This window comes from Dyella sp. (assembly GCF_036384435.1).
Classification (GTDB): domain Bacteria; phylum Pseudomonadota; class Gammaproteobacteria; order Xanthomonadales; family Rhodanobacteraceae; genus GSA-30.
In genome coordinates, this window is sequence record NZ_DASVMI010000197.1 from 1 (window position 1) to 21172 (window position 21172).

The 21172-nt window shown below is 63.0% G+C and carries 18 protein-coding genes; 9 read left to right on the forward strand and 9 right to left on the reverse strand.

Annotation, left to right across the window (positions count from 1 at the left end):
• Positions 1-10: 10 nt before the first annotated feature.
• Positions 11-163 carry a hypothetical protein gene (locus VF436_RS21045; RefSeq protein WP_330906058.1) on the forward strand — a complete coding sequence of 51 codons (153 nt, stop codon included), beginning with the start codon at positions 11-13 and terminating at the stop codon, positions 161-163.
• A gap of 19 nt (positions 164-182) precedes the next feature.
• Here VF436_RS21045 and VF436_RS21050 read toward each other — a convergent pair whose 3' ends face one another.
• The 7 genes from VF436_RS21050 to VF436_RS21080 form a co-directional block, all read right to left on the reverse strand.
• On the reverse strand, positions 183-2909 hold the full coding sequence (locus VF436_RS21050; protein ID WP_330906020.1) for a discoidin domain-containing protein: 2727 nt from the start codon (positions 2907-2909) through the stop codon (positions 183-185).
• Between the two features lie 5 nt (positions 2910-2914).
• Positions 2915-3724, reverse strand: a complete 810-nt coding sequence (locus tag VF436_RS21055; RefSeq protein WP_414649894.1) for a carbohydrate ABC transporter permease — start codon at positions 3722-3724, stop codon at positions 2915-2917.
• Between the two features lie 11 nt (positions 3725-3735).
• Positions 3736-4614, reverse strand: a complete 879-nt coding sequence (locus VF436_RS21060) for a sugar ABC transporter permease (protein WP_330906022.1) — start codon at positions 4612-4614, stop codon at positions 3736-3738.
• 186 nt (positions 4615-4800) lie between these two features.
• The gene (locus VF436_RS21065) at positions 4801-6108 is read right to left on the reverse strand and encodes a sugar ABC transporter substrate-binding protein (RefSeq protein WP_330906023.1); all 1308 of its coding nucleotides are present in this window, start codon (positions 6106-6108) and stop codon (positions 4801-4803) included.
• Positions 6105-7583 (reverse strand): glucoamylase family protein, encoded by a 1479-nt coding sequence (locus VF436_RS21070; protein ID WP_330906024.1) that lies wholly within the window; start codon positions 7581-7583, stop codon positions 6105-6107. The genes VF436_RS21065 and VF436_RS21070 overlap by 4 nt, the downstream gene beginning before the upstream one ends.
• Before the next feature lie 176 nt (positions 7584-7759).
• Positions 7760-10789 carry a TonB-dependent receptor gene (locus tag VF436_RS21075; protein WP_330906025.1) on the reverse strand — a complete coding sequence of 1010 codons (3030 nt, stop codon included), beginning with the start codon at positions 10787-10789 and terminating at the stop codon, positions 7760-7762.
• Between the two features lie 156 nt (positions 10790-10945).
• Positions 10946-11944: a LacI family DNA-binding transcriptional regulator gene (locus tag VF436_RS21080; protein ID WP_330906026.1), complete on the reverse strand. Its 999-nt coding sequence runs from the start codon at positions 11942-11944 to the stop codon at positions 10946-10948.
• A 409-nt stretch (positions 11945-12353) separates the two neighbouring features.
• Here VF436_RS21080 and VF436_RS21085 point away from each other — a divergent pair, with 409 nt between their 5' ends.
• From VF436_RS21085 to VF436_RS21110, 6 genes are all read left to right on the forward strand, one after another.
• Entirely contained in the window at positions 12354-12815 is a 462-nt protein-coding gene (locus VF436_RS21085; protein ID WP_330906027.1) for an SPFH domain-containing protein, read from the forward strand.
• A 119-nt stretch (positions 12816-12934) separates the two neighbouring features.
• The gene (rsmG, locus tag VF436_RS21090) at positions 12935-13564 is read left to right on the forward strand and encodes a 16S rRNA (guanine(527)-N(7))-methyltransferase RsmG (RefSeq protein WP_330906028.1); all 630 of its coding nucleotides are present in this window, start codon (positions 12935-12937) and stop codon (positions 13562-13564) included.
• 228 nt (positions 13565-13792) lie between these two features.
• Positions 13793-14650 (forward strand): ParA family protein, encoded by an 858-nt coding sequence (locus VF436_RS21095; protein ID WP_330906029.1) that lies wholly within the window; start codon positions 13793-13795, stop codon positions 14648-14650.
• 2 nt (positions 14651-14652) lie between these two features.
• Positions 14653-15543, forward strand: coding sequence for a ParB/RepB/Spo0J family partition protein (locus VF436_RS21100; RefSeq protein WP_330906030.1), 891 nt, complete (start codon positions 14653-14655; stop codon positions 15541-15543).
• Between the two features lie 331 nt (positions 15544-15874).
• Positions 15875-16591 (forward strand): glycosyltransferase, encoded by a 717-nt coding sequence (locus VF436_RS21105; protein WP_330906031.1) that lies wholly within the window; start codon positions 15875-15877, stop codon positions 16589-16591.
• A gap of 111 nt (positions 16592-16702) precedes the next feature.
• A complete protein-coding gene (locus VF436_RS21110) occupies positions 16703-17071 on the forward strand; it encodes a DUF488 domain-containing protein (protein ID WP_330906032.1) in 369 nt (122 codons plus the stop codon).
• On the opposite strand, the gene VF436_RS21115 is transcribed toward VF436_RS21110, so the two are convergent.
• Both VF436_RS21115 and VF436_RS21120 read right to left on the reverse strand, forming a co-directional pair.
• A complete protein-coding gene (locus VF436_RS21115; protein ID WP_330906033.1) occupies positions 17049-17993 on the reverse strand; it encodes a patatin-like phospholipase family protein in 945 nt (314 codons plus the stop codon). The two genes, VF436_RS21110 and VF436_RS21115, sit on opposite strands and share 23 nt — an antisense overlap.
• 16 nt (positions 17994-18009) lie before the next feature.
• A complete protein-coding gene (locus VF436_RS21120) occupies positions 18010-18993 on the reverse strand; it encodes a YafY family protein (protein ID WP_330906059.1) in 984 nt (327 codons plus the stop codon).
• Between the two features lie 218 nt (positions 18994-19211).
• Between VF436_RS21120 and VF436_RS21125 the strand changes: the two genes are divergently transcribed.
• Positions 19212-20117: a hypothetical protein gene (locus tag VF436_RS21125; protein WP_330906034.1), complete on the forward strand. Its 906-nt coding sequence runs from the start codon at positions 19212-19214 to the stop codon at positions 20115-20117.
• Between the two features lie 84 nt (positions 20118-20201).
• A complete protein-coding gene (locus tag VF436_RS21130) occupies positions 20202-21026 on the forward strand; it encodes a DUF481 domain-containing protein (RefSeq protein WP_330906035.1) in 825 nt (274 codons plus the stop codon).
• Positions 21027-21172: the final 146 nt, after the last annotated feature.

The window sequence follows — 21172 nt, forward strand, 5'->3', positions numbered from 1 at the left end:
GCCGCAGGAGATCAAGGAGCTGCCTGCGGATGACGAGCTGATTTTCTACGAGGGTTGCAAGCCGATTCGCGCGAAGAAGAACTGGTTCTTCAAGGACAGGATATTCAAGCAACGAGCGGCCATGGCGCCGGTGGAGCGGGGTATGCTGGGCAAGAACGGGTAGGCCATGAAGCGAAAGCACGTCATAGTGCGCGAAGCACCACCTGGTTGTTTTTCCACACCGTACGCTTGCCGTTGACCAGCACATCGCCGTGAGCCTTGCCCGCATAAGGCCATGGCAGCACAAAGCCCCCGGGTGGAATATCAATGCGCTTGTCGATATGCAGCTCAAGCGCGCCATCCTGTTGCTGGAGGCGATAGGTGAGCAGGCCGTACGGTGTGCGCAGGCGATCCACACCTGCGCCACCACCCTTCAGCCAATCGGCCTGCATACCCGCGGCCAGTACCATCGCATGATCACTTGCACGCTCATATGCAAAAAGGTCAAAGGCCGAGCGTAGAAAGTCCGACGCGATCCATGCGTGCGGCATGTCGCCGACGAAGCGTGGCTTGCGCGCATCATGTCCTACCACTTCAGCCCATTGGTTCCATGCTGCAGGGCGTCGATCGGCAAAGAAGAACGCCAGCAACTGACCGATGCGATCGCGCCAGCCCAGTCGCACGAAGCTGGCGATCGTGCGGACTTCATACGGTGTGTAGTCTTCCCAGGCCAACGAGCCATCGCGGCGTGCGACGAAGCCCTCCCAGTATTTCTGGAAGGTGCGATCGACCATCGCAGGCGGCAGCCACGTTTGTCCATCGCCTGGAGACAGGGCAATGGTGGTGGATGTCGCATCGAAATCGCCCAGTTCGGCCGCGCCGGGCAGGTAGTCGATATGGTGCGCCGCCGTCGATGCAAGGATCGATCGCTGTAGATCGCCGCGAAATGTGTCGCGCGCTGCACCGATACGCGTGGCAAGGTCGTGCTTGCCCAGCACACCGGCCAGCAAGGCGGCATCGTCGTAGCCCTTCAAGGCCCAGAAATCATCCCAATAGGAGTGCATGGGCTTGGCCGAGTAGCCCTCGTGGCTGATCGATGCAGGCATCAACCCCCGGAAGGGCTGCTGCGTCTGGCTGGCACGCAGCATGTCCATATACTCCACCGCATGTTCGACGTGTGGCCACAGCGATGAAACCATGACCCGATCTTGCGTATAGCGCCACAGCTCGGCGATGGCGAAGATCAGCTCGCCGTGGCTGTCGTTCTCCGGCACCGGGTCCGAGCCGCGTGCATCGACACAGCAGGGCACCTTGCCGTTGCTGAATTGATGTGGCGCATACCACTGCACGAACTGGGCGGCGACATCGGCATGGCCACTGCGTATCAGGCCCTCGGTCATCATGGCGCCGTCGCGCACCCAGGTACGCGCATAGGAACGTGTACCGGGCTGAAGGGCAGGGCCATCGCGCGACATCAGGATCTGCGCCAATGCACTGCGCTGTGTGTCCACGATTGCCTGCTCGCTTGCGGGCAGGTGCAAGCTCACGCGATTGAGCTGCTCGCGCCAGTAAGCGGCGGTGCCCTGGATCTGCGCTTCCAGCCATGCCATGGCATCGGCGCCCGGGGCAGGAGCCGCCCCCGTCCATGGCACGACGACGCCGAACTGGCGACTGGCGTGGGGTGCCAACGTCACGTGATAGAGCAAGGCGCCTTGCGCGTAGCCGGAGGAGTCATCCAGCGTGGCGACGACCGGACGCTCGCCTCCCCGCAAGCGTTCCGGCAGGGCGCCATCTGCGAAACGGCTGGCGACGAAAGCGTCCGTCGCTTGCAGCGGCAGCACGGCCTGCGAGCCGTTCACGGTAAGCGCCTTGCCGTTCCAGTCGAATCGATGGATGGGGCTGATGCCACCCGGCGTATTCAGGAACTGCGTCGGTGGATTGACCTGGAACGGACGCGCTAGCACGGCGAACGTGACACTTCGCGATTGCTCGCCATCGTTGCGCAGCGCATAGCGCAACAGTAACTGCGACTGGACGGGCGATCCGCTGGCGGCGGCCGTGACCTGCATGCTCAACGAACCGACCTGCCAATGCACGCTGGGTATGGGTAGGTAACCATCTTGCAGCGCCTGGGTGTTGATGCCGCTGGCCCAGTCGATCGCCTTGCCGTTCTCGAACACCATGGGCTCCAGCGACCAGCCTCCCTTGTCGATCTCCGCCGCGCCGTCTTCGGACAGCAGCGCCGAATGGCGTGCGCCACCATTGACGCCGACCAGGGTCCAGTAGCTCTGCTCGCCGGAGAAGCCACGCGGATACAGTCCACGTGCAGCCTGTTTCGCGGCTGCCTGGAATACGGCATTGGGCGTGGGTGGCAGCGGCTTGGCGGCTGCATGCGGCGGCAAGGGTTGCAGGCGCAGGTTGGCGATGCATAGCTGCCCTTGTCCGCCTTGCCCGGCATAGACGGTGAATTCGACGGCAGCGGTTTTGCGCAGATTGCGGTCGCTGGTCGGTCCCCACGCGAAGGTTAGCTGGCGATCATCCGTGCGCAGGCGTTGCCACCGCGTCGTGGGCACGAAGGCTGGTTGCCGGTACCACCAGACGTTGTCGCCGCTGGCATCGATGAATTTCACTTGCAGGTCGTTCGGTTTCATCGTGCCGCGTACGTCGAACGACAGCGCGAAGTGTTCGGGGAAATCGATGGGCAGATCACGATGCAGCGTCGCCGCACCGGAAACGCCGTGGTAGTCGAAATCCAGGCACAAGCCCTTGCCATCGGGCGAAGGCTGCAACGAGGTGCTGATGTCGTCGGTACCGCTGGCATGCCAGGCCGAGGGCTGGCGAAGGTCATCGAGCAGCGACGGCGCGGCCGCCCTGGCGACGCCCGTACCCAGCAGCACGACTGCTGTCGCCCACTTCTTCCATCGTGTCATGGTCGTCAACCCTTGACGCTGCCCAGCAGCAGGCCTTGCAGGTAATAGCGTTGCAGCGCCAGGAACAAGGCAAGCACCGGCAACACGGTGACCACGGAGCCGGCCATCATCAGCTCCGAATCTTGTACGTGTTCGCGCGACAGCGAGGCCAGGGCGATGGGCAAGGTGTAGTGCTCCTGGCCGGTGAGCACGATCAATGGCCACATGAAGTCGTTCCATGCCGCCAGGAAGGTGAAGATCGCCAATGTCACCATGATCGGCTTGAGCAGCGGCATCACGATCTGCACGAAGATGCGCCACTCGCCGGCACCGTCGATACGTGCTGCTTCGAGCAGGTCGTCGGGGATGCCACGCGCATACTGGCGCACCAGGAAGATGCCGAAGATGGTCGCCGTCGCAGGTACGATCACGCCGGCATAGCTGTTGACCAGGCCCATGTACTTGAGCAGCAGGAACAAGGGCAGCATGGCGACCTGGGCCGGAATCACCAAGCCCCCGATCAGCACCTGGAACAGCCGCTCGCGACCGGCGAATTGCAGTTTGGCGAAGGCATAACCGGCCATCAGGTTGCAGGCCAGTGCCAGCAAGGTGATGGCCGTGGAGACCATCAGGCTATTGGCAAGATATCGCCCCATGCCCGCATGGATGAATAGTTCATGGTAGTTGTCGAAGGTGGCATGCCGGGGCAGCAGCGGCGGCGGCAGCGAACTGGCCTCGCCCGGCTGCATGAAGGATACGGATAGCATCCATAGCAGCGGAAACAGCGCCACCAGGCTGCAACCGATCAATAACCCGTTGATGATGGCCCGGCTCATGCGCGTATCGTTCATGCCGGCTCTCCCCGGCGGGACAAGCGCAGCAGCACCGCCGTCACCACGAACATGATCGCGAACAACAGGAATGCCACGGCCGAGGCGGAGCCGAGATTCCACCACTTGAAGCCTTCCTCGTACATCAGGTAGAGCACGCTGGTGGTGCTTTGCAGCGGCCCGCCTTCGGTCATCACGTACGGCTCGGCAAACAACTGGAAGTAACCGGCCACGGTGAGAATGCCCACCATGGTCATGGTGGGCCGTAGCATCGGCAGGGTGATGTGCCGGAACTGGCGTGGTAACGACGCTCCGTCGATGCGCGCGGCTTCGTACAGGTCGGCGGGAATCGCCTGCAGGCCCGCCAGGAAGATGATCATGTTGTAGCCGAAGTTCTTCCATACCGCGAACAGGATGATCGTTGGCATCGCCCAGTGCGGATCGCCTAGCCAATCCACCGGGTGCAAGCCCAGGCCATGAAGCACGTAGTTGGCCCAACCGTATTTGGTGTTGAACAGATAGCGCCAGATCACTGCCGTGGCGACCACCGTGGTCACGACCGGGGCGAACAATGCGGTGCGAAAGAAGCCCTTGGCACGCGCCAACGGCGAATTGAGCAGTAGCGCCGCGCCCAGCGATGCGGCAATCGACAAAGGCACGCCCACGATCACGAAGTAGAACGTATGCCCCAGCGCCGACCAGAACAGTGGCCGATGCAGCAACTCCCAGTAATTGCCCAATGCGATGAAGCGCAGATTGTGCAGGTCGGCCAACGCATAGAGGTCGTAATCGGTCAGGCTCAGCACCAGCGCCGCAACCACCGGTAGTGCAAAGAAGAGGCCGAGTACGATGAACGCCGGAGCAAGAAAGACCCAGGCGACCGGCTGGTTATTCATGGGAGCCTCCGTGGCGGGATCTCCCGGCCGGATGAGTCGATATCAGGAAACATGCGAGGCAACGCCAAAGAGGCGAGGGATGAGTAGCGAGGGCGCAACAACCGATCCCCAAGGACAAGGACACCTGCGCCGACCGTGCGTGACGAATGCTTCGGCATGCAGCAGCGCGTCGAAAAGGCGCCCTCGCTACTCATCCCTCGCCCCTTGTGCCTGGCTGCTATCACGTTTCATCGAGTGATGGTCCATCACCCATCGCCGCTTTTCCAGGATGGCATCCGCGCGCCGATCGATTTCTTCGGCGGCCTGGTCCACTGTCAGTTGCCCGGCGATCGCCTGGGCGGCGACCAACTGCATTTCAGTGACGATACGTTCCCATTCGGGTATCGGCGGGGTCGGCTTCACACGCTCCAACTGCTCGCTGAACGCGCGTGCCTTGGGGTCGTCGTGCAGCTTGCCGCCTTCCCAGGAGGAACGGCGTGGCGGCATGTCGCCAAGGATGTCGTAGAAGCGCTGCTGCACTTGCGGACGCGAGAGGTATTCGATCAGCTGCCAGGCTTCGTCCTTGTGCTTTGAACTCCTGAAGATCACCAGGCTTGAACCACCCGCATTGGATGCGCCCGGGCCGTCCGGCCCTGGCAACGGTGCGGTGGACCAGTCGTCCTGCTCGGAGGCGGGCAGGCGCTTGCGGAATTCACCGATGTTCCAGGGGCCTGAGAAGTAGAACGCATAAACGCCCCGACCGAATTCAGTCCAGGGATTGCCGGCTTCCACGTTGGTGATGGCCGGCGCCTGATGCAACTTGAACGTATCGACGTAGAACGCCAGCGCGCGCTTGAAGCCGGCACTGCGGAAGTTACCGTAGCGGTTGTCATCGCGCAGCAAGGGCTCGGGTTGTTGCAAGGCCAGCGAGAGCAACTGTTCGAACTCGTTGGTCGGCAGCAACGCTCCATAGATACGGCGATCCGGGTGGCTGGTCGCGGCCAGCATGCGGCGCCATTCGTCCCAGTTGGCCGGTGGATGATCGAAACCGGCCTGCTTGAGCAGGTCGACCCGATAGAACAGCAGTCGCGTGTCCACGTACCACGGCACGCCGTAGAGCGTGCCGTCGACCAGGTTGGTGCTCCAGATACTCTGGAAGTAATCGTTCTGATCGATCACCTTCGAGCCGTCCACACGCGCCTGTAATGGCTCGATGGCATGCAGCGCGGCTACCTCGGGAATCCAGGTATTGCCCAGCTGCGTCAGGTCGGGCGTGGAGCCGCCGGCGATGGCGGTGAGCAGTTTCTGGTGCGCGGCGGTCAGGGGCAGTTGCTGCACCTTGACGTGCAGGCCCGGGTGTTCGCGCTCGAACTCGGGCACCAGGGTGGCCATGGCCTCGCCCTCGCGGCCGATGGTCCACAGGGTGAGCGTGTGCGCGTCCTCGTGTGAAGCGCAGCCGGCCAGGGCGGCCGATGCGGCCATGGCCAGCAGCGCACTGCGCACGCGCAAGCTCATGGCTGCGTGCCAGCCTGGTCGAGCCAGCCGCCAGTGAAGCCGGCGCGTTCCAGGCCCTTGCGGATATAGGGGTTCTTCTTCATCACATTCCAGACGAAGTCGCTACGCCAGTTCTCGATCATCAACACGATCGGGCCCTGGTCAATGCCTAACTGCACGGTATCGGTCCAGCCCATCGCCGGTACCAGTTTTCCCGTGCGCAGTTGCACGTTCTGCAAATGGAAGCTGGGATTGAAGGCATCGACGAAGCCGTACTGGTTGTAGATCCACTGGCCATAGCGCTTCTTCATTTCCTCCAGCGCGGGTACCACGATCTCCGGCGCGAAAGCGATCGAGCCGCCGGCCGCCGTCGGCACGATGGTGCAGTCGTCCTGGATGTAATCGATGCCGGCACCGCGTGCGGTGTAGCCAAAGAATTTCGGCTGCGCCGTGGTGGTATGGCCGAGCACGATGTAGCCGCCCGGGCCGTTGCTGGCCGTCAAGCCCCAGATGTTCTTGCCATAGCCGGTGCAATGGCCGGGATTGGCCACCGCATAGGCCTGCTGTGAATACGCCGCGCGCCGGCTGTTCTCGAAGTAGTCGAGATTCTTGTCGCGACTCCAGGCATCGCGAATGCCGCGAAAATCCACCCAGACATGGCTGTACTGGTGGCCGAACAGCGGTGCGAAGCCCAGGTGCTCCTGTCCGTAGAACGTGCCCCAGGTACGTTTGTAGTCGGCGCTCCACGCGGCCCAGGCATCATCGCTCACCGCATGAGTGGGCGAGCCCAGGGCGAGGATGTAGACGAGCATGCCTTCGTTGTAACCCTTCCAGTCGTGCGGAATGAATTTGCCGCCCGGTGTCCAGCCCATGCTGATCAGCGGTGCGTGCGGCGTGGCCCACGACCATTCCACGCGGCGATAGAGCGCATCGGCGATATCGCGGATTTCCTGTTCCTTGGGCGTGTCGCGGTCGTAGTACGACTGGGCGAAGAGCACCCCGCCCATCAGCAAGGTGGTGTCGACCGTGGACAGCTCCACCCAGCGCGCTTCGCGCTTGCCGGTCTGCATGTTGAGGAAGTGGTAGTAGAACCCGTGAAACCCGGTGGCATCGTCCTCGCTGTCGTTCTGTGGCGAGTCGCGGAAAAAGCGCAGCGTGGCCAGGGTGCGATCCACGGCCTGCTCGCGCGTGATGTAACCACGCTCCACACCCACGCCGTAGGCGGTCAGGCCGAAGCCGACCGAGGCGATACTGGCGAAGGAATCAGTCGGGTAGTGATCGGGTACCAGGCCATTGTTCGGATTGGCGCTGTCCCAGAACCAGGTGAAGGTGCGTTTCTCCAGGTCTTCGATCATGGGTGGGACGCGCTTGTCCGTGGCGTGTGCCTTGTGTGTCGCGGGCCTGGCCTTGGCTGCCTGGGCCGCCAGGGGCGTGGCGGCGCAGGCCAGCGCGCAGGTCAGGGCAAGAGCGAGGCGAGAGACGGACTGCAAGCGCATGGTGCTGCCTTTTGAAGCGAAAAAAGTGGGCGGCCAGGTCCAGCCATGGTCGGCCCACGGGGAAAACGTGTTGTATCACGTAAACGTTTACGTGGGTGGCCCGAAAAAGGAGCCATGGGGCTCCTTTTTCGGGCCCGGTCGCGTGGTGCAAGCCCCGCGACCGGTGTTGCCGAGGATCAGAACTTCACGCCGACGGTCAGCTTCAACTCGCGCGGCACATCGATGATGTTGCCGATCGGGTTGTAGGTCACCGGCGTGCGGTTCATCACTCCGTTGGAGCCGTAGTCGGTGATGTAGTCGTTGTAGTTGTGCCAGTTGAAGACATTGAGCACGTCCAGACGTACATAAGCGTTGACGTCGCCCCATACCTTGAAGTTCTTCGTCGCTTGCAGGTCGAGATCGCGGTAGCCGAAGACCTTGCCGCCAATGATGAACTTGCCCGTGCCAGGCGGCGTCCCGGTGTAGCCGATGCAGCCGGTGGGGGTGAGGTCGGTACCGAAGCAAGCCTGTCCCGGATCAGCAGTCGGCGTCGCCAACGTCAGCTTGGCCGCCAGCATGAAACCCCAGGGGCCGTCGAATGTACCCGTGGTGACGAGGCGATGCTTGGCCACCGGACCGCCGATGAACGGATAGTCGCCAATCGTCGGATAGTCGAATGCGTACTGGTCGTCCAGGCTCTGCTGGTCGTGGTTGAAGCGGCTCACGGTGTACGTATAGGCGATCGTCGCACCCCAGTGCGATTCGGGCGTGTACGGCTTTTCCGCGGAGATCAGCCCTTGCGTGGTCTTGGTCGTGACGCCGTTCGAGGCGTAGATCATGCTGCCAAAGCCAGGGATCGGATTGCCGAAAGCGGCATCCGAGCCATGATAGAACGCGCCATCGGGATAGCGGTTGCCCAACTGGAAGATCAGGCCGTCATAGCTGTTGACGCGAGAGATGGTGACATCCGTGTTCCACTCACCCACTTTGTTGCGCATACCCAGGCTGATCTGGTCCGAGTAGGGCGTCTTGAGGCGGTTGGTGATCATGTCCACCTCCTTGCCCGCGCTGGTGCCTGCTACCAGGGATTGCAAGGTGGCCAAACCGTTGTTCAAGTACGCCGGATCCCACGGAATGCAGGTTGGCCCCGGGGTGCACGGATGGCCGGGCGAGTTCTGGAACAACAGCGTCGGCTGTGAGAGCACCGACTTGGTCTGCTCCAATTGCAGAATTTCATAGACGTCGCGGTCATACGAACGGCCCACGCCACCGTGGAACACATGCGCTTCGTCGCCGTTGATGTCATATGAGAAACCGAAGCGCGGCTGGAAATTCAAGCGTGGCGCATGACGGTTGTGACCATTGCTGATGTAATCGTTGACGTTGATGCCGCCCTTGGCGAGCGACTGTGCGTACGTCTGCCCCGGCGGTGCACCCGCGTTCGGGTCCTGCGAATTGAAAGCGTTCACCACGGCCGCGGGCGTCACGTAGTTGAGGTACGACGGTGTTTTCTCGTAGTCCCAGCGAACGCCCAGGTTCAAGGTCAGATGGTCGTCGACGGTCCAGTCATCCTGGATATATGCGCCAAACTGGCGGTCCACGGTGCTGGCGGTCGGGTTCTGCCCCGGTACGGGCGACGGGAACTGCACCTGGTACGGGATATCCGAGGTGCCGGCATCGGGCGTGACGTCATAGAAGAACTGCGGATTGAACTCACCCGCGTCGCGCGCCGTCAGTCGAACCCATTTAGCCTTGGCACCCATCTTGATGACGTGATCGCCATGCCATTCGATGTCGTTGAAGGTGAAGTCATCCTGCAATGCCGGACCCTTCTGCCCCTTGTTCTGCGATGCCAGCGGCGAAGCCGCACCGGTGGCTAGAATGTTCTGGTTGTTCGCGCCCAGCGCCGTATACACCTGGCCATTGCCGATCTGGCTGGCCTCCGGGGTGTAGAACGCGTTCTCGTAGGTGGCCTGCAAGCGGTTGAACCAGCTGTCGGTGCTGTGATCCCAGCGAATGTCGTAGCGCTTGTCGGTGTTCTTGGTGCTGTAGGACGCCGAAGCGGCCACACCGGTGCCGATGCCGCTGACCGCCGTTTCGTCGCGGTATTTGCCACTGACTTCGATACGGTCGCGATCAGTCGGCTCCCAGTCTACCTTCGCGAAATACAAGTCCTCCTTGAACGGCGAACTTGCCGCGCCCAGCTGCGCCAGCGCGCTGGGAGGCAGCTGGCTGGTGTAATTGAGCGGACCACCCGGCGTCACGGTGATCGGCTGGTCGTATTCCTTGCCCTCGTACGTGACAAAGAAGTGCGCCTTGTCCTGGATGATCGGACCACCCAGGGCGAAACCGTATTCCTTGTTGTGCGACGCAATCTTCTTGCCGTCGTTTTCTTCGGCCGGTGTTTCGGCGCGCACGGACTGATTGGTGTAGTTGCCGAACACTTCGCCGTGGAATTGGTTGGTGCCTGACTTGGTTTCTGCCGTCACCGCCGCGCTGGAGATCTGGTCATACTCGGCCTTGTAGTTGGACGTGATCACCTTGTATTCGCTGATCGCCAGCTGCGGGAACGGATTACCCTGCGTATTTTGCTGGCCGGAGATACCGGTCGGCAGGATGTAGTTCTTCTGGCCCACGCCATCGATGTAGACGTTGATGGCGCCGGAGCTCTGGCCGCCCGCCTGGAGATTGGTATTGCCGTTCTTCACGGTGAACACCATGCCGGGCACGGTGTCGGCAAACTCCAGGAAGTTGCGCGTGATCTGCGGCACGGTCTGGATCTGGCGCTGCGATACCGAGGTGCCCACTTCCGAGGTGGTCACTTCCGCGAGCGTGGTCGCGCTGACGCTGACTGTGTTCAGGTCCTTGGCGTTGGCCGGGACCGCGGCGGTAGCGCCGGCCGCTGCGGGCGCGGGCTCATTGAAATTGAGCGTGCCGACCGAGGCCACGGTCAACGTCACGGTCTTCTGGTTGCCGCCGATATCGACGGTGTACGTGCCCGGTTGCAGACCCACCAGCGCGTAGCTGCCGTCCTTGTCCGTATGCGTGCGGCGCGTGGTGCCGGTGGCGACGTTCTTGGCGACCACGTCGGTGTCGGCAGGACCGCGGCCTCGCAACGTGGCGTCGGCGGTCTGCGACCAGGCCACCGTTGGCAGCAGCGCTGCCGTGGCCATCAGGCCCCCCAGGGCCAATGAAATCTGCATCGATAGAACGTGTTTGCGTGCCATGGCTAGCTACCCTCCCTCAAGGGTCGTACGTCTGTCGGCTTGTGCCGTTGTTGTGTTGAATTCCCCGATGCCCTTACGTCCCCGGCGACCGCTTTGTGCCGCAGCATCGACAAGTTTTCTGTGAAGATCGGTGTTGCGCCGCCTGTGCCGGCAGCTTCAAACCTTGCTACTGGACTCGCGCACGACCAGTTCGGCATCGACGCGTCGTCCCGTTTGCGCCGGCCGTTCGGTGTCCACGATGTGCGCGGCCAGTTCATTCAATGCATCGCGCCCCAGGTCGGCGATGCGTACGCGCACCGTGGTTAGAGCGGGTGTGACGTAACGGGCCATCGGCACGTCGTCGAAGCCGGCGATGGCGATGTCCTCAGGCATGCGCAGGCCGGCATCGCGAAAGGCCGCCATGCAGCCAATGGCCATCATGTCGTTGGCAGCGAATACGGCCTCGGGGCGCGGCTGCATGGCCAGCAGTTGCTGGCCGGCGCGATAGCCCGATTCCTCGTTGAAATCGCCTGGCAGCACGATCGGCGACTGACCGGGCGCACGCTCGGCCAGCATCTGGCGATACGTGGCCTCGCGCTCGGCCACGTCACGGTTTTTTGGGGGGCCCTGGATGAATGCGATGCGCTGGTGGCCGGCGTCGAGCAGGTGGGTCATCAGCAGGCGGGCGCCACCGTGGTTGTCCACCGATAGTGCCGGGTAGTGATCGCCATCGACCACGGTGTTCATCAACACCGTAGGCAGGCCAGGCGGCAGGTTGTGACGCAGGAATGCCGCGTCGGCATGCGGTGACATCACCAGCAGCCCATCGACGCGGCCCTGCATGGCGCGCAGCGCGGCAGCGGCTTCATCGGCATCGTCGTGAGAGCTCGATACCAGCAGGTGCAGACCTTGCGCGCGCGCGGCCAGGTCGATGCCACGAATCAGCTCGGAGAAGAATTCGCCATACAGGTCGGGCAGCAATGCGCCCACGGTATGCGTGCGGCGGGTGATCAGGCTGCGCGCGGCGCCATGCGGCACGTAGCGCAAGCGTGCGGCGACCTCACGGATGCGCTCGAGCGTATCGGCGGTGACCCCGCCGTGCCCGTTGAGCGCACGCGACACCGAGGCGACCGACACCTTGGCCTCGCGAGCCACGTCTTTGATCGTCACTGCCACGTATGGAGCCCCATCGGAATGTCGTCCCGGCGACTTGCGGCGGAACGTAAACGTTTTCATCCAGACTTGTAAAGCGCTTGCAAATCAACAACTTTGCTGCAATGCAATATGTAGCGCGCCAAGCTGGTGCCGAATTTCGTCGAATTAGCGCGCTTTTCGGGCCCCAGTACGCGGATGTGCGCCGCAGCACAAGATTTTTCGTTTTGGCTCTGTAGTTAACAAATTCTTAGCCGATAAATCAGACATGGGCCCGTGCTGGCGTCAGTGCGGTGGCCGCATCCCTTGGATGGGCTTGTAAAAACTCATAAGGTTGTCGTTAAATTCTGATTAATCCTAGTGTCATCCTGTGGCTGTATCCTTAACCTCCTGCACTTAGCGAACTTTCCACGCCTAACTATCTGTTTTCAGTATGAATACTTTGCTGCCACTCCTTGTTGTCGCCGTGCTGCTGGCCCTGGTTGCCACGGCTGTGAAGCGAGTGCCCACGGGCCAGGTGGTCAGCGTGTATCGACGTGGCAAGCGCAGCCGCCTGCTGCAACCGGGCACGCATTTCACCTTGCCGCTGCTCGATCGCGTGGGACATCGCATCGACCTGAGCGGCCAAGTGCTGCGTTTCGAAGAGTCGCTGCGCGGCGAACACGACGTGCGCGGCACGGTGTACTGGCAAGTGCTTGAGCCCGAGCGCGCCGATGCGGTGATCGAGCAGGCCGATCAGTTGATTCGTGGCGGTGCCTTGAGCGCGCTGAGCCAGCAACCGCAGGCATGGGAGGCTGATCGTCGTGACCTGGGCGCCCAGCTCAAGCATTCGATGAACCAGTCGCTGCGCGAACGCGGCATGATGGTGACCCGCGTAGAGCTGGACATCGCCTGACGCCAGCGTCCACGTTGGCCGGTCACAAGCCCGCTTCGGCGGGCTTTTTCGTCGTCGTGACTGGTGCGGCGATATCCGTCGGATCGATACTTGGCCCCTTTGCCTGGAGAATTCCTGCGATGAGCGCACGCGCTGCCCTGCAAGCCCAGCTCGAAAGCGGCATGACCGCGCTAGGCCTGCAACTGCCTGCGGATGCCATCGAGCGCCTGCTCGATTACCAGGCGTTGCTGCAACGCTGGAATGCCACCTACAACCTGACCGCCGTGCGCGATCCTGGCGACATGATCGCCAAGCACCTGCTCGACTCCCTGGCGATCGTCCCTTATGTGCGTGGCACCAGCTTGGCGGACCTGGGCACCGGGCCGGGCCTGCCAGGCATCGTGCTGGCGATCGCCGCGCCCGGGCGCGAGGTATTGCTGGTCGATTCCAACGGCAAGAAGGTCCGCTTCCTGCGTGAGGCGATCCGTTCGCTCAAGCTCGAAGGCGTGCGGGCGGTGCAATCGCGGGTGGAGGCGGTCGAAGGCCAGTTCGATTGCATCACCGCCCGCGCCTTCGCCAGCCTGGAAGACATGCTGGGCTGGGGCGGTCATTTATTGGCGCCGGGCGGACTCTGGCTAGCCATGAAAGGCAAGCGTCCCGACGACGAACTCCCGGGCATCCCTCCCGGCTTCACCCTGCGCGCCACGCATGTACTGCAGGTACCGGGGGTGGAGGGGGAGCGGCATGTGCTTGAACTGGCCCACCGATAGGTCTGGCGCGAGTTCGCTCGTTATCGCGGGCTGTCAAAGTAAACAGTAAAGAGGAAGCGCCAAAACGGGACACGTGATCGGCTCGGCTTTCTATCCCTATGCTCTTTACCCTTTACGGCGAGCGTCAGCGAGCGACTCCATCCGGCCAGACCCTGTCCGCGCAGCGGGCAGGCCCCAACCCTGCTACCCTAGCTCCCCTTTTCACCCGTGCACGGTATCGACCACGCCATGGCCCGCATCATCGCTGTCGCCAACCAGAAAGGCGGCGTCGGCAAGACGACCACCGCTGTCAACCTCGCTGCGGCCCTGGCGGCTGCCAAGCGCAAGGTGTTGCTGGTCGATCTCGATCCGCAGGGCAACGCCACCATGGCGTCGGGCGTGGACAAGCACGAGGCCAAGCCCAACGGCTGCGAGGTGCTGCTCGATGAGGCTACGCTGGAACAGGCGATCGTCAGCACGGAAGGTCATTATGACCTGCTACCGGGCAATGGCGACCTCACCGCAGCCGAGCTCAAGCTGATGGACGCCATCGCCCGCGAGAGCCGCCTGAAGGAACAACTGGCCAAGCTGGGCGACAAGTATCACACGGTGCTGATCGACTGCCCGCCGTCGCTGCACCTGCTCACACTCAATGCGTTGACCGCTGCCGATGGCGTGCTGATTCCTGTGCAATGCGAATATTTCGCGCTGGAAGGCCTGTCGAGCCTGCTCGATACCATCAAGGCCGTGCGCCAGCGCCTCAATCCCAAGCTGGAAATCGAAGGCCTGTTGCGCACCATGTACGACGTGCGCAACAACCTGGGTAACGAGGTATCGGCCCAGCTCACCCAGCATTTCGGCGATAAGGTGCTGCGCTCGATCATTCCGCGCAACGTGCGCCTGGCCGAGGCGCCCAGCCATGGTCAGCCGATTCATCTTTACGACCGCAGCTCGCGTGGCGCCATTGCCTATATCGGCTTGGCCGGCGAAGTCATTCGCCGCGAGCGTGGCCTGGCCGGTGCCGTCGCCAGCGAACCGCCGCCGCTGCCGCAGGAAGAGGACGGTGACGTTCCCCTCGACAGCGCGGTCGATATTCATCAGGAGTAAGCATGGCTGCAGCGAAGAAGCGAGGATTGGGGCGCGGTCTGGATGCCCTGCTGGGCACCGGCGCCGAGCCGGATGCGCCCGCCGCCGAGGCCAGGCCGAACCTGCTTGAGCAGGAGGGTGAACTGCGCACCCTGCCCATCCATCACATCCAGCCAGGCAAGTACCAGCCACGCCGGCACTGGAACGACGAAGCGCTCGATGAACTGGCCTCGTCGATCAGGGCGCAGGGGCTGATCCAGCCGGTGGTGGTGCGTGCGCTAGGCCCTAACAGCTACGAGCTGATCGCCGGCGAACGCCGCTGGCGCGCTGCCCAGCGCGCGCAGCTCTCGGAACTGCCGGTGCTGGTCAAGGATGTGCCGGAAGTGGCCGTACCGGCCATGGCGCTGATCGAGAACATCCAGCGCCAGGACCTGACCCCGTTGGAAGAGGCCGATGCGCTCAAGCGCCTGATCGACGATTTCGACCTGACCCACCAGCAGGCTGCCGATGCCGTGGGTCGCTCTCGTGCCTCGGTGTCCAATCTGCTGCGCCTGACCGAGATGCCCGATTCCATCAAGCGCCTGCTCGACGAAGGCAAGCTTGAGATGGGCCATGCACGCTGCCTGCTGACCCTGCCCGAGCGCGACGCCGAGTCGCTGGCGCTGGAAGCTGCGCGCAACGGCTGGAGCGTGCGCGAGCTGGAAGAAGCCGCGCGCCGCGCGCAGACCGCACCCAAGGGCAAGGCCAAGAGCGCCCCGGCACGTGACCCGAACATCGCCGACCTGGAACGCGAATTGGCCGAGCGCTTCGCTACCCGCGTTGAACTGGCCCATGGCCGAGGTGGCCGTGGCAAGCTGGTCATCCACTATCACAGCAATGATGAGCTGGACGGCATCCTGGGGAAAATCCGCTAATACGGATGGGGTTGGAGAAGGGGATGGGGGCGCAAGTCCGGGCGTCTGCGGTACACCACAGCGGCTGAGTCGTTTTGCCAGCGAGTAGAAGCCTGTGCGGTTCATGGGTTTGGATGCCCCTGCCCATCGGCCGGGTGCCTGAGACGAGTCCGAAATGCCAGTTCTGATGTTTTGTCGGGACGCATGGGTCGGCCCAGGTGGTCGGTTTTAGCCCCTCGCGACCCACCTGCCATCGCCCGCGCCTCAGTCGTCCGAAACACGCGCCAATTCAGCACTACTGTCCTAAAATCGCTCATTCCGCCACGTAACAAGCAGCACCAAGGTTCACCCCATGACCCAGCTCTCCGTCGTCGTACCCGTCTTCAACGAGCGTGACAACATTCCGCCGTTGCTGGCCGAGATCGCTGCCGCGCTGCGTGGCAAGGTCGAGTTCGAGATCATCTACGTGGATGACGACTCCACCGATGACAGCGTGGCGGTGCTGGCGGCGGAGAAGGCCCGGTATCCGGAGCTGCGCATCGTGCGACACCTGACCCGCAGCGGGCAGAGCACGGCGGTATGGAACGGCGTGCACGCGGCGAAGTCGCCATGGATCGCCACGCTCGACGGCGACGGCCAGAACGATCCAGCCGATATCCCCAAGCTGCTGGCCGCCCGCGACGGTGCGCCAGATACCATGCGCCTGTTCGCCGGGTGGCGTACCACGCGTCGCGACAGCTTCAACAAGCGTATCTCCTCGAAGATCGCCAATGCGGTGCGGTCGAGCATGCTCAAGGACGCCACGCCAGATACCGGCTGTGGCCTGAAACTGTTCGATCGCGCGGTATTCCTGCGTCTGCCTTACTTCGATCATATGCATCGCTACCTGCCCGCCCTGGTCAAGCGTGCCGGCTACTACAGTCAGAGCGTTCCGGTCGGTCACCGCCCGCGCACCGCTGGCACGTCCAAATACGGCATGCTCGACCGCCTCTGGGTCGGCATCGCCGATCTGCGTGGCGTCGCCTGGCTGATGCGCCGCGCGAAGGTGACGAGGGTCGAGGAGTTGTGAGGCATCTGGAGTGAGTCAAGTCGCTCGCAACGCGAGCGACTTGACCAGCCCGCTCCCCTCTACTTCCAACCGGCGTATGCTCCCAACACGTGTCGCGCTCGCGGGGCCGCCATGGGCATCGCTGTCAAACGTATCCACGAACCGGCCAGCAAGGCCGATGGTTATCGCGTGCTCGTTGATCGTTTATGGCCGCGCGGGGTGAAGAAGGAAGATGCCGCGCTCGATCAATGGGCCAAGGAGATCGCGCCCTCCCCGACGCTGCGGCGCTGGTTCAACCACGAAGTGTCGCGCTGGGAAGCCTTTCGTCACCGCTATGCGAGCGAACTCGACGACAAGGGCGAATTCTGGCGCCCGCTGGCCGAGCGGGCGGCGCATCGACGGGTCACGCTGGTGTTCGGTGCCAGGGATGAGGAACACAACAACGCGATGGCCTTGAAGGCTTACCTGGAAAACTGGCTCAAGGCGCACGGTCCACGTTGACCGAGAGGCCGGCCGGCTTCCATCCGGCAAGCGCTTCTCGCGTCCGCATGCGACCAAGCTCGATCAATTCGCGCGCACGATAGAACTCATACGCCGTCGATACGTTACGCGGCAGCTGGATCAGCAGGTCCGGCTCATAAGCGGCGGTGCGCAGCCGCGAGAGATTGGCCTGCATCAGATCCATCGATTGCGTGAGTAATTGCAGCAGGCCCGGCTCGGCGGGCTTGTCCGCGCCATGGGGGATCAGCCTGCCCAGGAACCCGCCGACGCGCTTGCGCGCCTTGCCGTCTTCAGGCTCGCTCGCGTCGACCGCGGTTTCCGGCGAGGTCACCTCGGGCGGGCCGTCCACGCCCACGGCCAGCAGATAGTCGGCCGGCTCGCGGATCAACGGTGTCACCGGCAAGGGATTGAGCAGGGCCCCATCAACCAGGCGGCGATCGCCGATCACATAGGGGCGAAAGATCGTCGGAATGGCGATCGAGGCGCGAATGGCATCAAACAACGGGCCGCGTGTGAGCCAGACTTCGCGTTCGCGATCGATGTCAGTGGCCACGGCGGTGAATGCCAGCGGTAGTTCCTCGATGGATATGTCGCCGACCAGCTCGCGCAACGTACCGATGATACGCTCGCCCTTGATCAGGCCGCCGCCGGAGAATGTCCAGTCCACCAGCTTGAGCACGTCCATCTTGGCCAGCGACGTGACCCACTCGCGATAGATCTCCAGCTTGCCCATCGCGTAGACGCCGCCGATCAGCGCACCCATCGAGGCACCGGAAATGGCGGTGATCTCGAAGCCGTGGGCCAGGATTTCCTCGATGGCGCCGATATGGGCCAGGCCCTTGGCCCCGCCCGCCCCAAGCGCCAGGGCGACGGTGGGTCGACGGGAAAGGACCGGGGTGTCGACGACTTCGGCAAGACTCATGGATGCGCGGCAGCTCTCAGCGTAGTGGCTGGCGATAGGCGCCCAGCGCCAGGTCCAGCATGATTTTCATTTCCTCGCGCAGCGATATCGGCGCGATGATCTCCGCATCCGGTCCGTACTTGAGTACGTCCATCAGCAGCTCCTTGGAATTGGAATACGGCAGTTTCAGTTCGTATTTACCATCGGACAGCCATTCGCCCTTCTGCTGCGAATGCCAGTGCTCATCGGCAACCCAGCGCGCGGCATGCTCGGAGAAGCGTACGGTCGCCCAGGCCTTGGGCTTGCCGGCGAAGATGCCGTAGCTGGATGCGAGCATGTCATTGAGCTCGTTCTCCGGCACGTCGCGCGCGGTGGTGTCTTGTGCCTGCGGCTCGACGATGCGATCCACGGCGAAACTGCGTAGCGCCTCGCGATCATGATCCCAGACGTCCAGGTACCAGTTGTCGCGGTAATGTGTCAGTTGTTGCGGCGATACCGTGCGGCGGCTATCGGCGTTGGTGGTGCGCGCGCGGTAGCGGAACCGCAATTGCTTGCGTTCGAGCACCGCGCCGGCCACCGTGCGGAATACCTGCTGGTCCAGCTTGCGCTCGCCCCAGGAAATCACGCGGATGCGCTCGATCGGCAGAGCCTTGCCGCTGCCCTGGTCCGACAGCAGGTGTTCGATGCGAGCCTTGAACGGAGCCAGCGCGCCGGCCAGCACACCCGGGCCCGAACGGCTGATCAGCTCGTTGAGCGCGAGCAAGGCGGCCAGTTCATCGGAGGTAAGCCACAGGCCTGGCAGTTCGAAGCGTTCGCCCTCGCCCTGCTCATAGCGGAAAGCGGCGTGATCGCCGCCGGCGCTTTCGATCGGCGCGCCCAATGCATCGCGCAGGAAGGCGACGTCGCGGTAAAGCGTGGCGCGCGAACACTCCAGCTCATCCATCAAGCGTGGCAGCGGCACCGGATAGTGCGCCGACTTCAGTAGCCGGTGCAGCGTGAGAATGCGCTCGTAACGATCCATGAAATAGAGTGTCAGCGGAAGACCGATGCTTAGCATGGGCATGGCCTGAGACACTCGCAAGTCCAGGACGTCATTGGCCCACCCGTTCGTCGACTGTGTTATTAAATCCAGTTCACAGTTCGCGAGGGCAGGTGGCCAAAAAGTCCTGGGTGCTGACGTAGCGCCCCGGTCCAGCTGGCATTGTTCACTGTCATTTGGCAATAACACGTAAAGGATCGATGGAGCAGAGCGGCGAGATCCCCCGGGACGACGCCACACAGGCCGAACGCCGGCACGATGGGCTGACACCGGATCTGTGGCGTATGTTGCTGGAAATATTGGCTTTGAGCGGTTACGGCATGTGGCTGCTGCTGGGTCTCGCCCTCGCGTTGGGGGTCTACAGCAGCGGGCGCGGCGAGGCGCTGGTGCCGCTGTTCCTGGGCGCATTGTTCGTCAGCCTGGGGCTCATCCTGGCCTCACTGCGTCTGTCATGGGCGTCTGACTGGCATGGCTGGCAACTGGGGCGGGACAGCCGCCCGACCCGCGAAGCCCTGCTGGCGCTTCTGGCCTACCTGCCCATGCTCGCCGTCGCCGCACTGGCGCGGGGTGACAATTCATTCTGGGCCACCCGCCTGGCGGGTGCGGCGCTGGCCCTGGCGGCTCTGGCGACCTTGGTCGATACGGCACGCGGCCTCGGGCGCCGCCGCGCGGATCTCACGGCCGAGCTGGCCGTGCTGCCAGTCAGCCGGGTGGTTTCGGCCTGTTATGCCGGCGGCTTATGGCTGTGGGTCTGCGTGGCCGCGCAGAGCGACCAGGCCAATATGGGCAACGCGCCCTACTGGGTCTTCAGCCTGCTGGCGCTGGCGTTGTTGCTGGGTGCGGTGGAAAGCATGCGATGGCGCGTCTTGCAGCCGCGCAATGAGCACCTGCGCCGCCAACAGAGCTTGCCGCCGGCCCGCTTTCTCGCCGCCGTGCTGGTCTATGCCTTGCCCTGCGTCGCCTTGCTGGCGACCGGGCTGGAATGGGCGCCGCTATGGCTGGCGGTCGTGGCGGCGGTTGCCTGCGGTGTCGGCAAAACGCTGGAGCAGCGACTGTATGTCCGGGCACTGGCGGAACGGGTCGGCCCCTCAACGCTTACAGACTAGCGTGTTCAGGTTTGTTCACTGCACATTCAATTGGCGCCATTAAGGTCTAGCGCTTACTTTTATTTAACCAAGTGGATCGATCCAATGAAAAAGACCCTGATCGCCTGTCTGGTGTTCTCGGCCCTGCTGGGCGCGGTTCATGCGGATGACGCCCCCGGCACTCCCAGCAACAGCAACGCCGCCAATAACGGTGGCTGGAGTGGCTCGGGCGAATTCGGGTTTGCCTCGGCGCGAGGCAATTCGCGTACGGACAACGCCAACGCCAAGCTCACGCTGAACCAGGAAAACGAGATGTGGAAGAACAACTTCTTCCTCAACGGGCTGCGTTCGAAAGGCGAAGTGCAGGTGCAGGACGAGCAAGGCAACACCATCAACCGCTTCAGCACCACGGCCAATCGCTATGACGCGGGTGCTTCGGTGGGCTACAAGCTCGATACCCGCAGCTACATCGTCGGTGCCGCCCGTTATGACCATGACGACTTCGGCGCCAATCTGTGGCAGGGAATCGTCTCGATCGGTTACGGCTACGTCGCGCTGAAGAACGAGAAGACCGAGCTGTCCTTCGAAATCGGTCCCGGTTTCAAGAAATACCGTCCTGCCGACCAGCAGATCACCGAGCCTGACGGCACGGTCGTGCGTGTCCGCCAGGACACCGAGAGCGAGCCGGTGGCGCGTGGTCTGGTGAACTTCAAGTATCGCCTGACCGGTAACACCGCACTCGAAGACACGCTGTTGATGGAAGCGGGCACCAAGAACAAGTACTACCAGAACGACATCGGCCTGTCGGTCAGCATGACCAAGAAGCTGGCGGTGAAGCTGGGCTACCAGGTGCGTTACAACAGCGATGTTCAAGTGGGCATCAAGCACACCGACACACTGGCCACCACCAACCTCGTGTACAACTTCTAGGAGTGAGAGGTTCAGGAGTGAGGAGTCAGAGGTGGGCTTGGCTTCGGCGAGCTGCTCCTCCAGCGTCCAGGAGGGGTGAGTAGCGAGGGCGCGCTGCGTGCGTGCCTTGCGAGCGCTCAACACTCGGAGCGAGCACGGATTTGCTT

Excerpts from the sequence above, each read along its gene's own strand:
- VF436_RS21050 (WP_330906020.1), bottom strand. The coding sequence starts at position 2,909 with ATGACACGATGGAAGAAGTGGGCGACAGCAGTCGTGCTGCTGGGTACG.
- VF436_RS21055 (WP_414649894.1), bottom strand. The coding sequence starts at position 3,724 with ATGAGCCGGGCCATCATCAACGGGTTATTGATCGGTTGCAGCCTGGTG.
- VF436_RS21060 (WP_330906022.1), bottom strand. The coding sequence starts at position 4,614 with ATGAATAACCAGCCGGTCGCCTGGGTCTTTCTTGCTCCGGCGTTCATC.
- VF436_RS21065 (WP_330906023.1), bottom strand. The coding sequence starts at position 6,108 with ATGAGCTTGCGCGTGCGCAGTGCGCTGCTGGCCATGGCCGCATCGGCC.
- VF436_RS21070 (WP_330906024.1), bottom strand. The coding sequence starts at position 7,583 with ATGCGCTTGCAGTCCGTCTCTCGCCTCGCTCTTGCCCTGACCTGCGCG.
- VF436_RS21075 (WP_330906025.1), bottom strand. The coding sequence starts at position 10,789 with ATGGCACGCAAACACGTTCTATCGATGCAGATTTCATTGGCCCTGGGG.
- VF436_RS21085 (WP_330906027.1), top strand. The coding sequence starts at position 12,354 with ATGAATACTTTGCTGCCACTCCTTGTTGTCGCCGTGCTGCTGGCCCTG.
- rsmG (WP_330906028.1), top strand. The coding sequence starts at position 12,935 with ATGAGCGCACGCGCTGCCCTGCAAGCCCAGCTCGAAAGCGGCATGACC.
- VF436_RS21095 (WP_330906029.1), top strand. The coding sequence starts at position 13,793 with ATGGCCCGCATCATCGCTGTCGCCAACCAGAAAGGCGGCGTCGGCAAG.
- VF436_RS21100 (WP_330906030.1), top strand. The coding sequence starts at position 14,653 with ATGGCTGCAGCGAAGAAGCGAGGATTGGGGCGCGGTCTGGATGCCCTG.
- VF436_RS21105 (WP_330906031.1), top strand. The coding sequence starts at position 15,875 with ATGACCCAGCTCTCCGTCGTCGTACCCGTCTTCAACGAGCGTGACAAC.
- VF436_RS21110 (WP_330906032.1), top strand. The coding sequence starts at position 16,703 with ATGGGCATCGCTGTCAAACGTATCCACGAACCGGCCAGCAAGGCCGAT.
- VF436_RS21115 (WP_330906033.1), bottom strand. The coding sequence starts at position 17,993 with ATGAGTCTTGCCGAAGTCGTCGACACCCCGGTCCTTTCCCGTCGACCC.
- VF436_RS21120 (WP_330906059.1), bottom strand. The coding sequence starts at position 18,993 with ATGGATCGTTACGAGCGCATTCTCACGCTGCACCGGCTACTGAAGTCG.
- VF436_RS21125 (WP_330906034.1), top strand. The coding sequence starts at position 19,212 with ATGGAGCAGAGCGGCGAGATCCCCCGGGACGACGCCACACAGGCCGAA.
- VF436_RS21130 (WP_330906035.1), top strand. The coding sequence starts at position 20,202 with ATGAAAAAGACCCTGATCGCCTGTCTGGTGTTCTCGGCCCTGCTGGGC.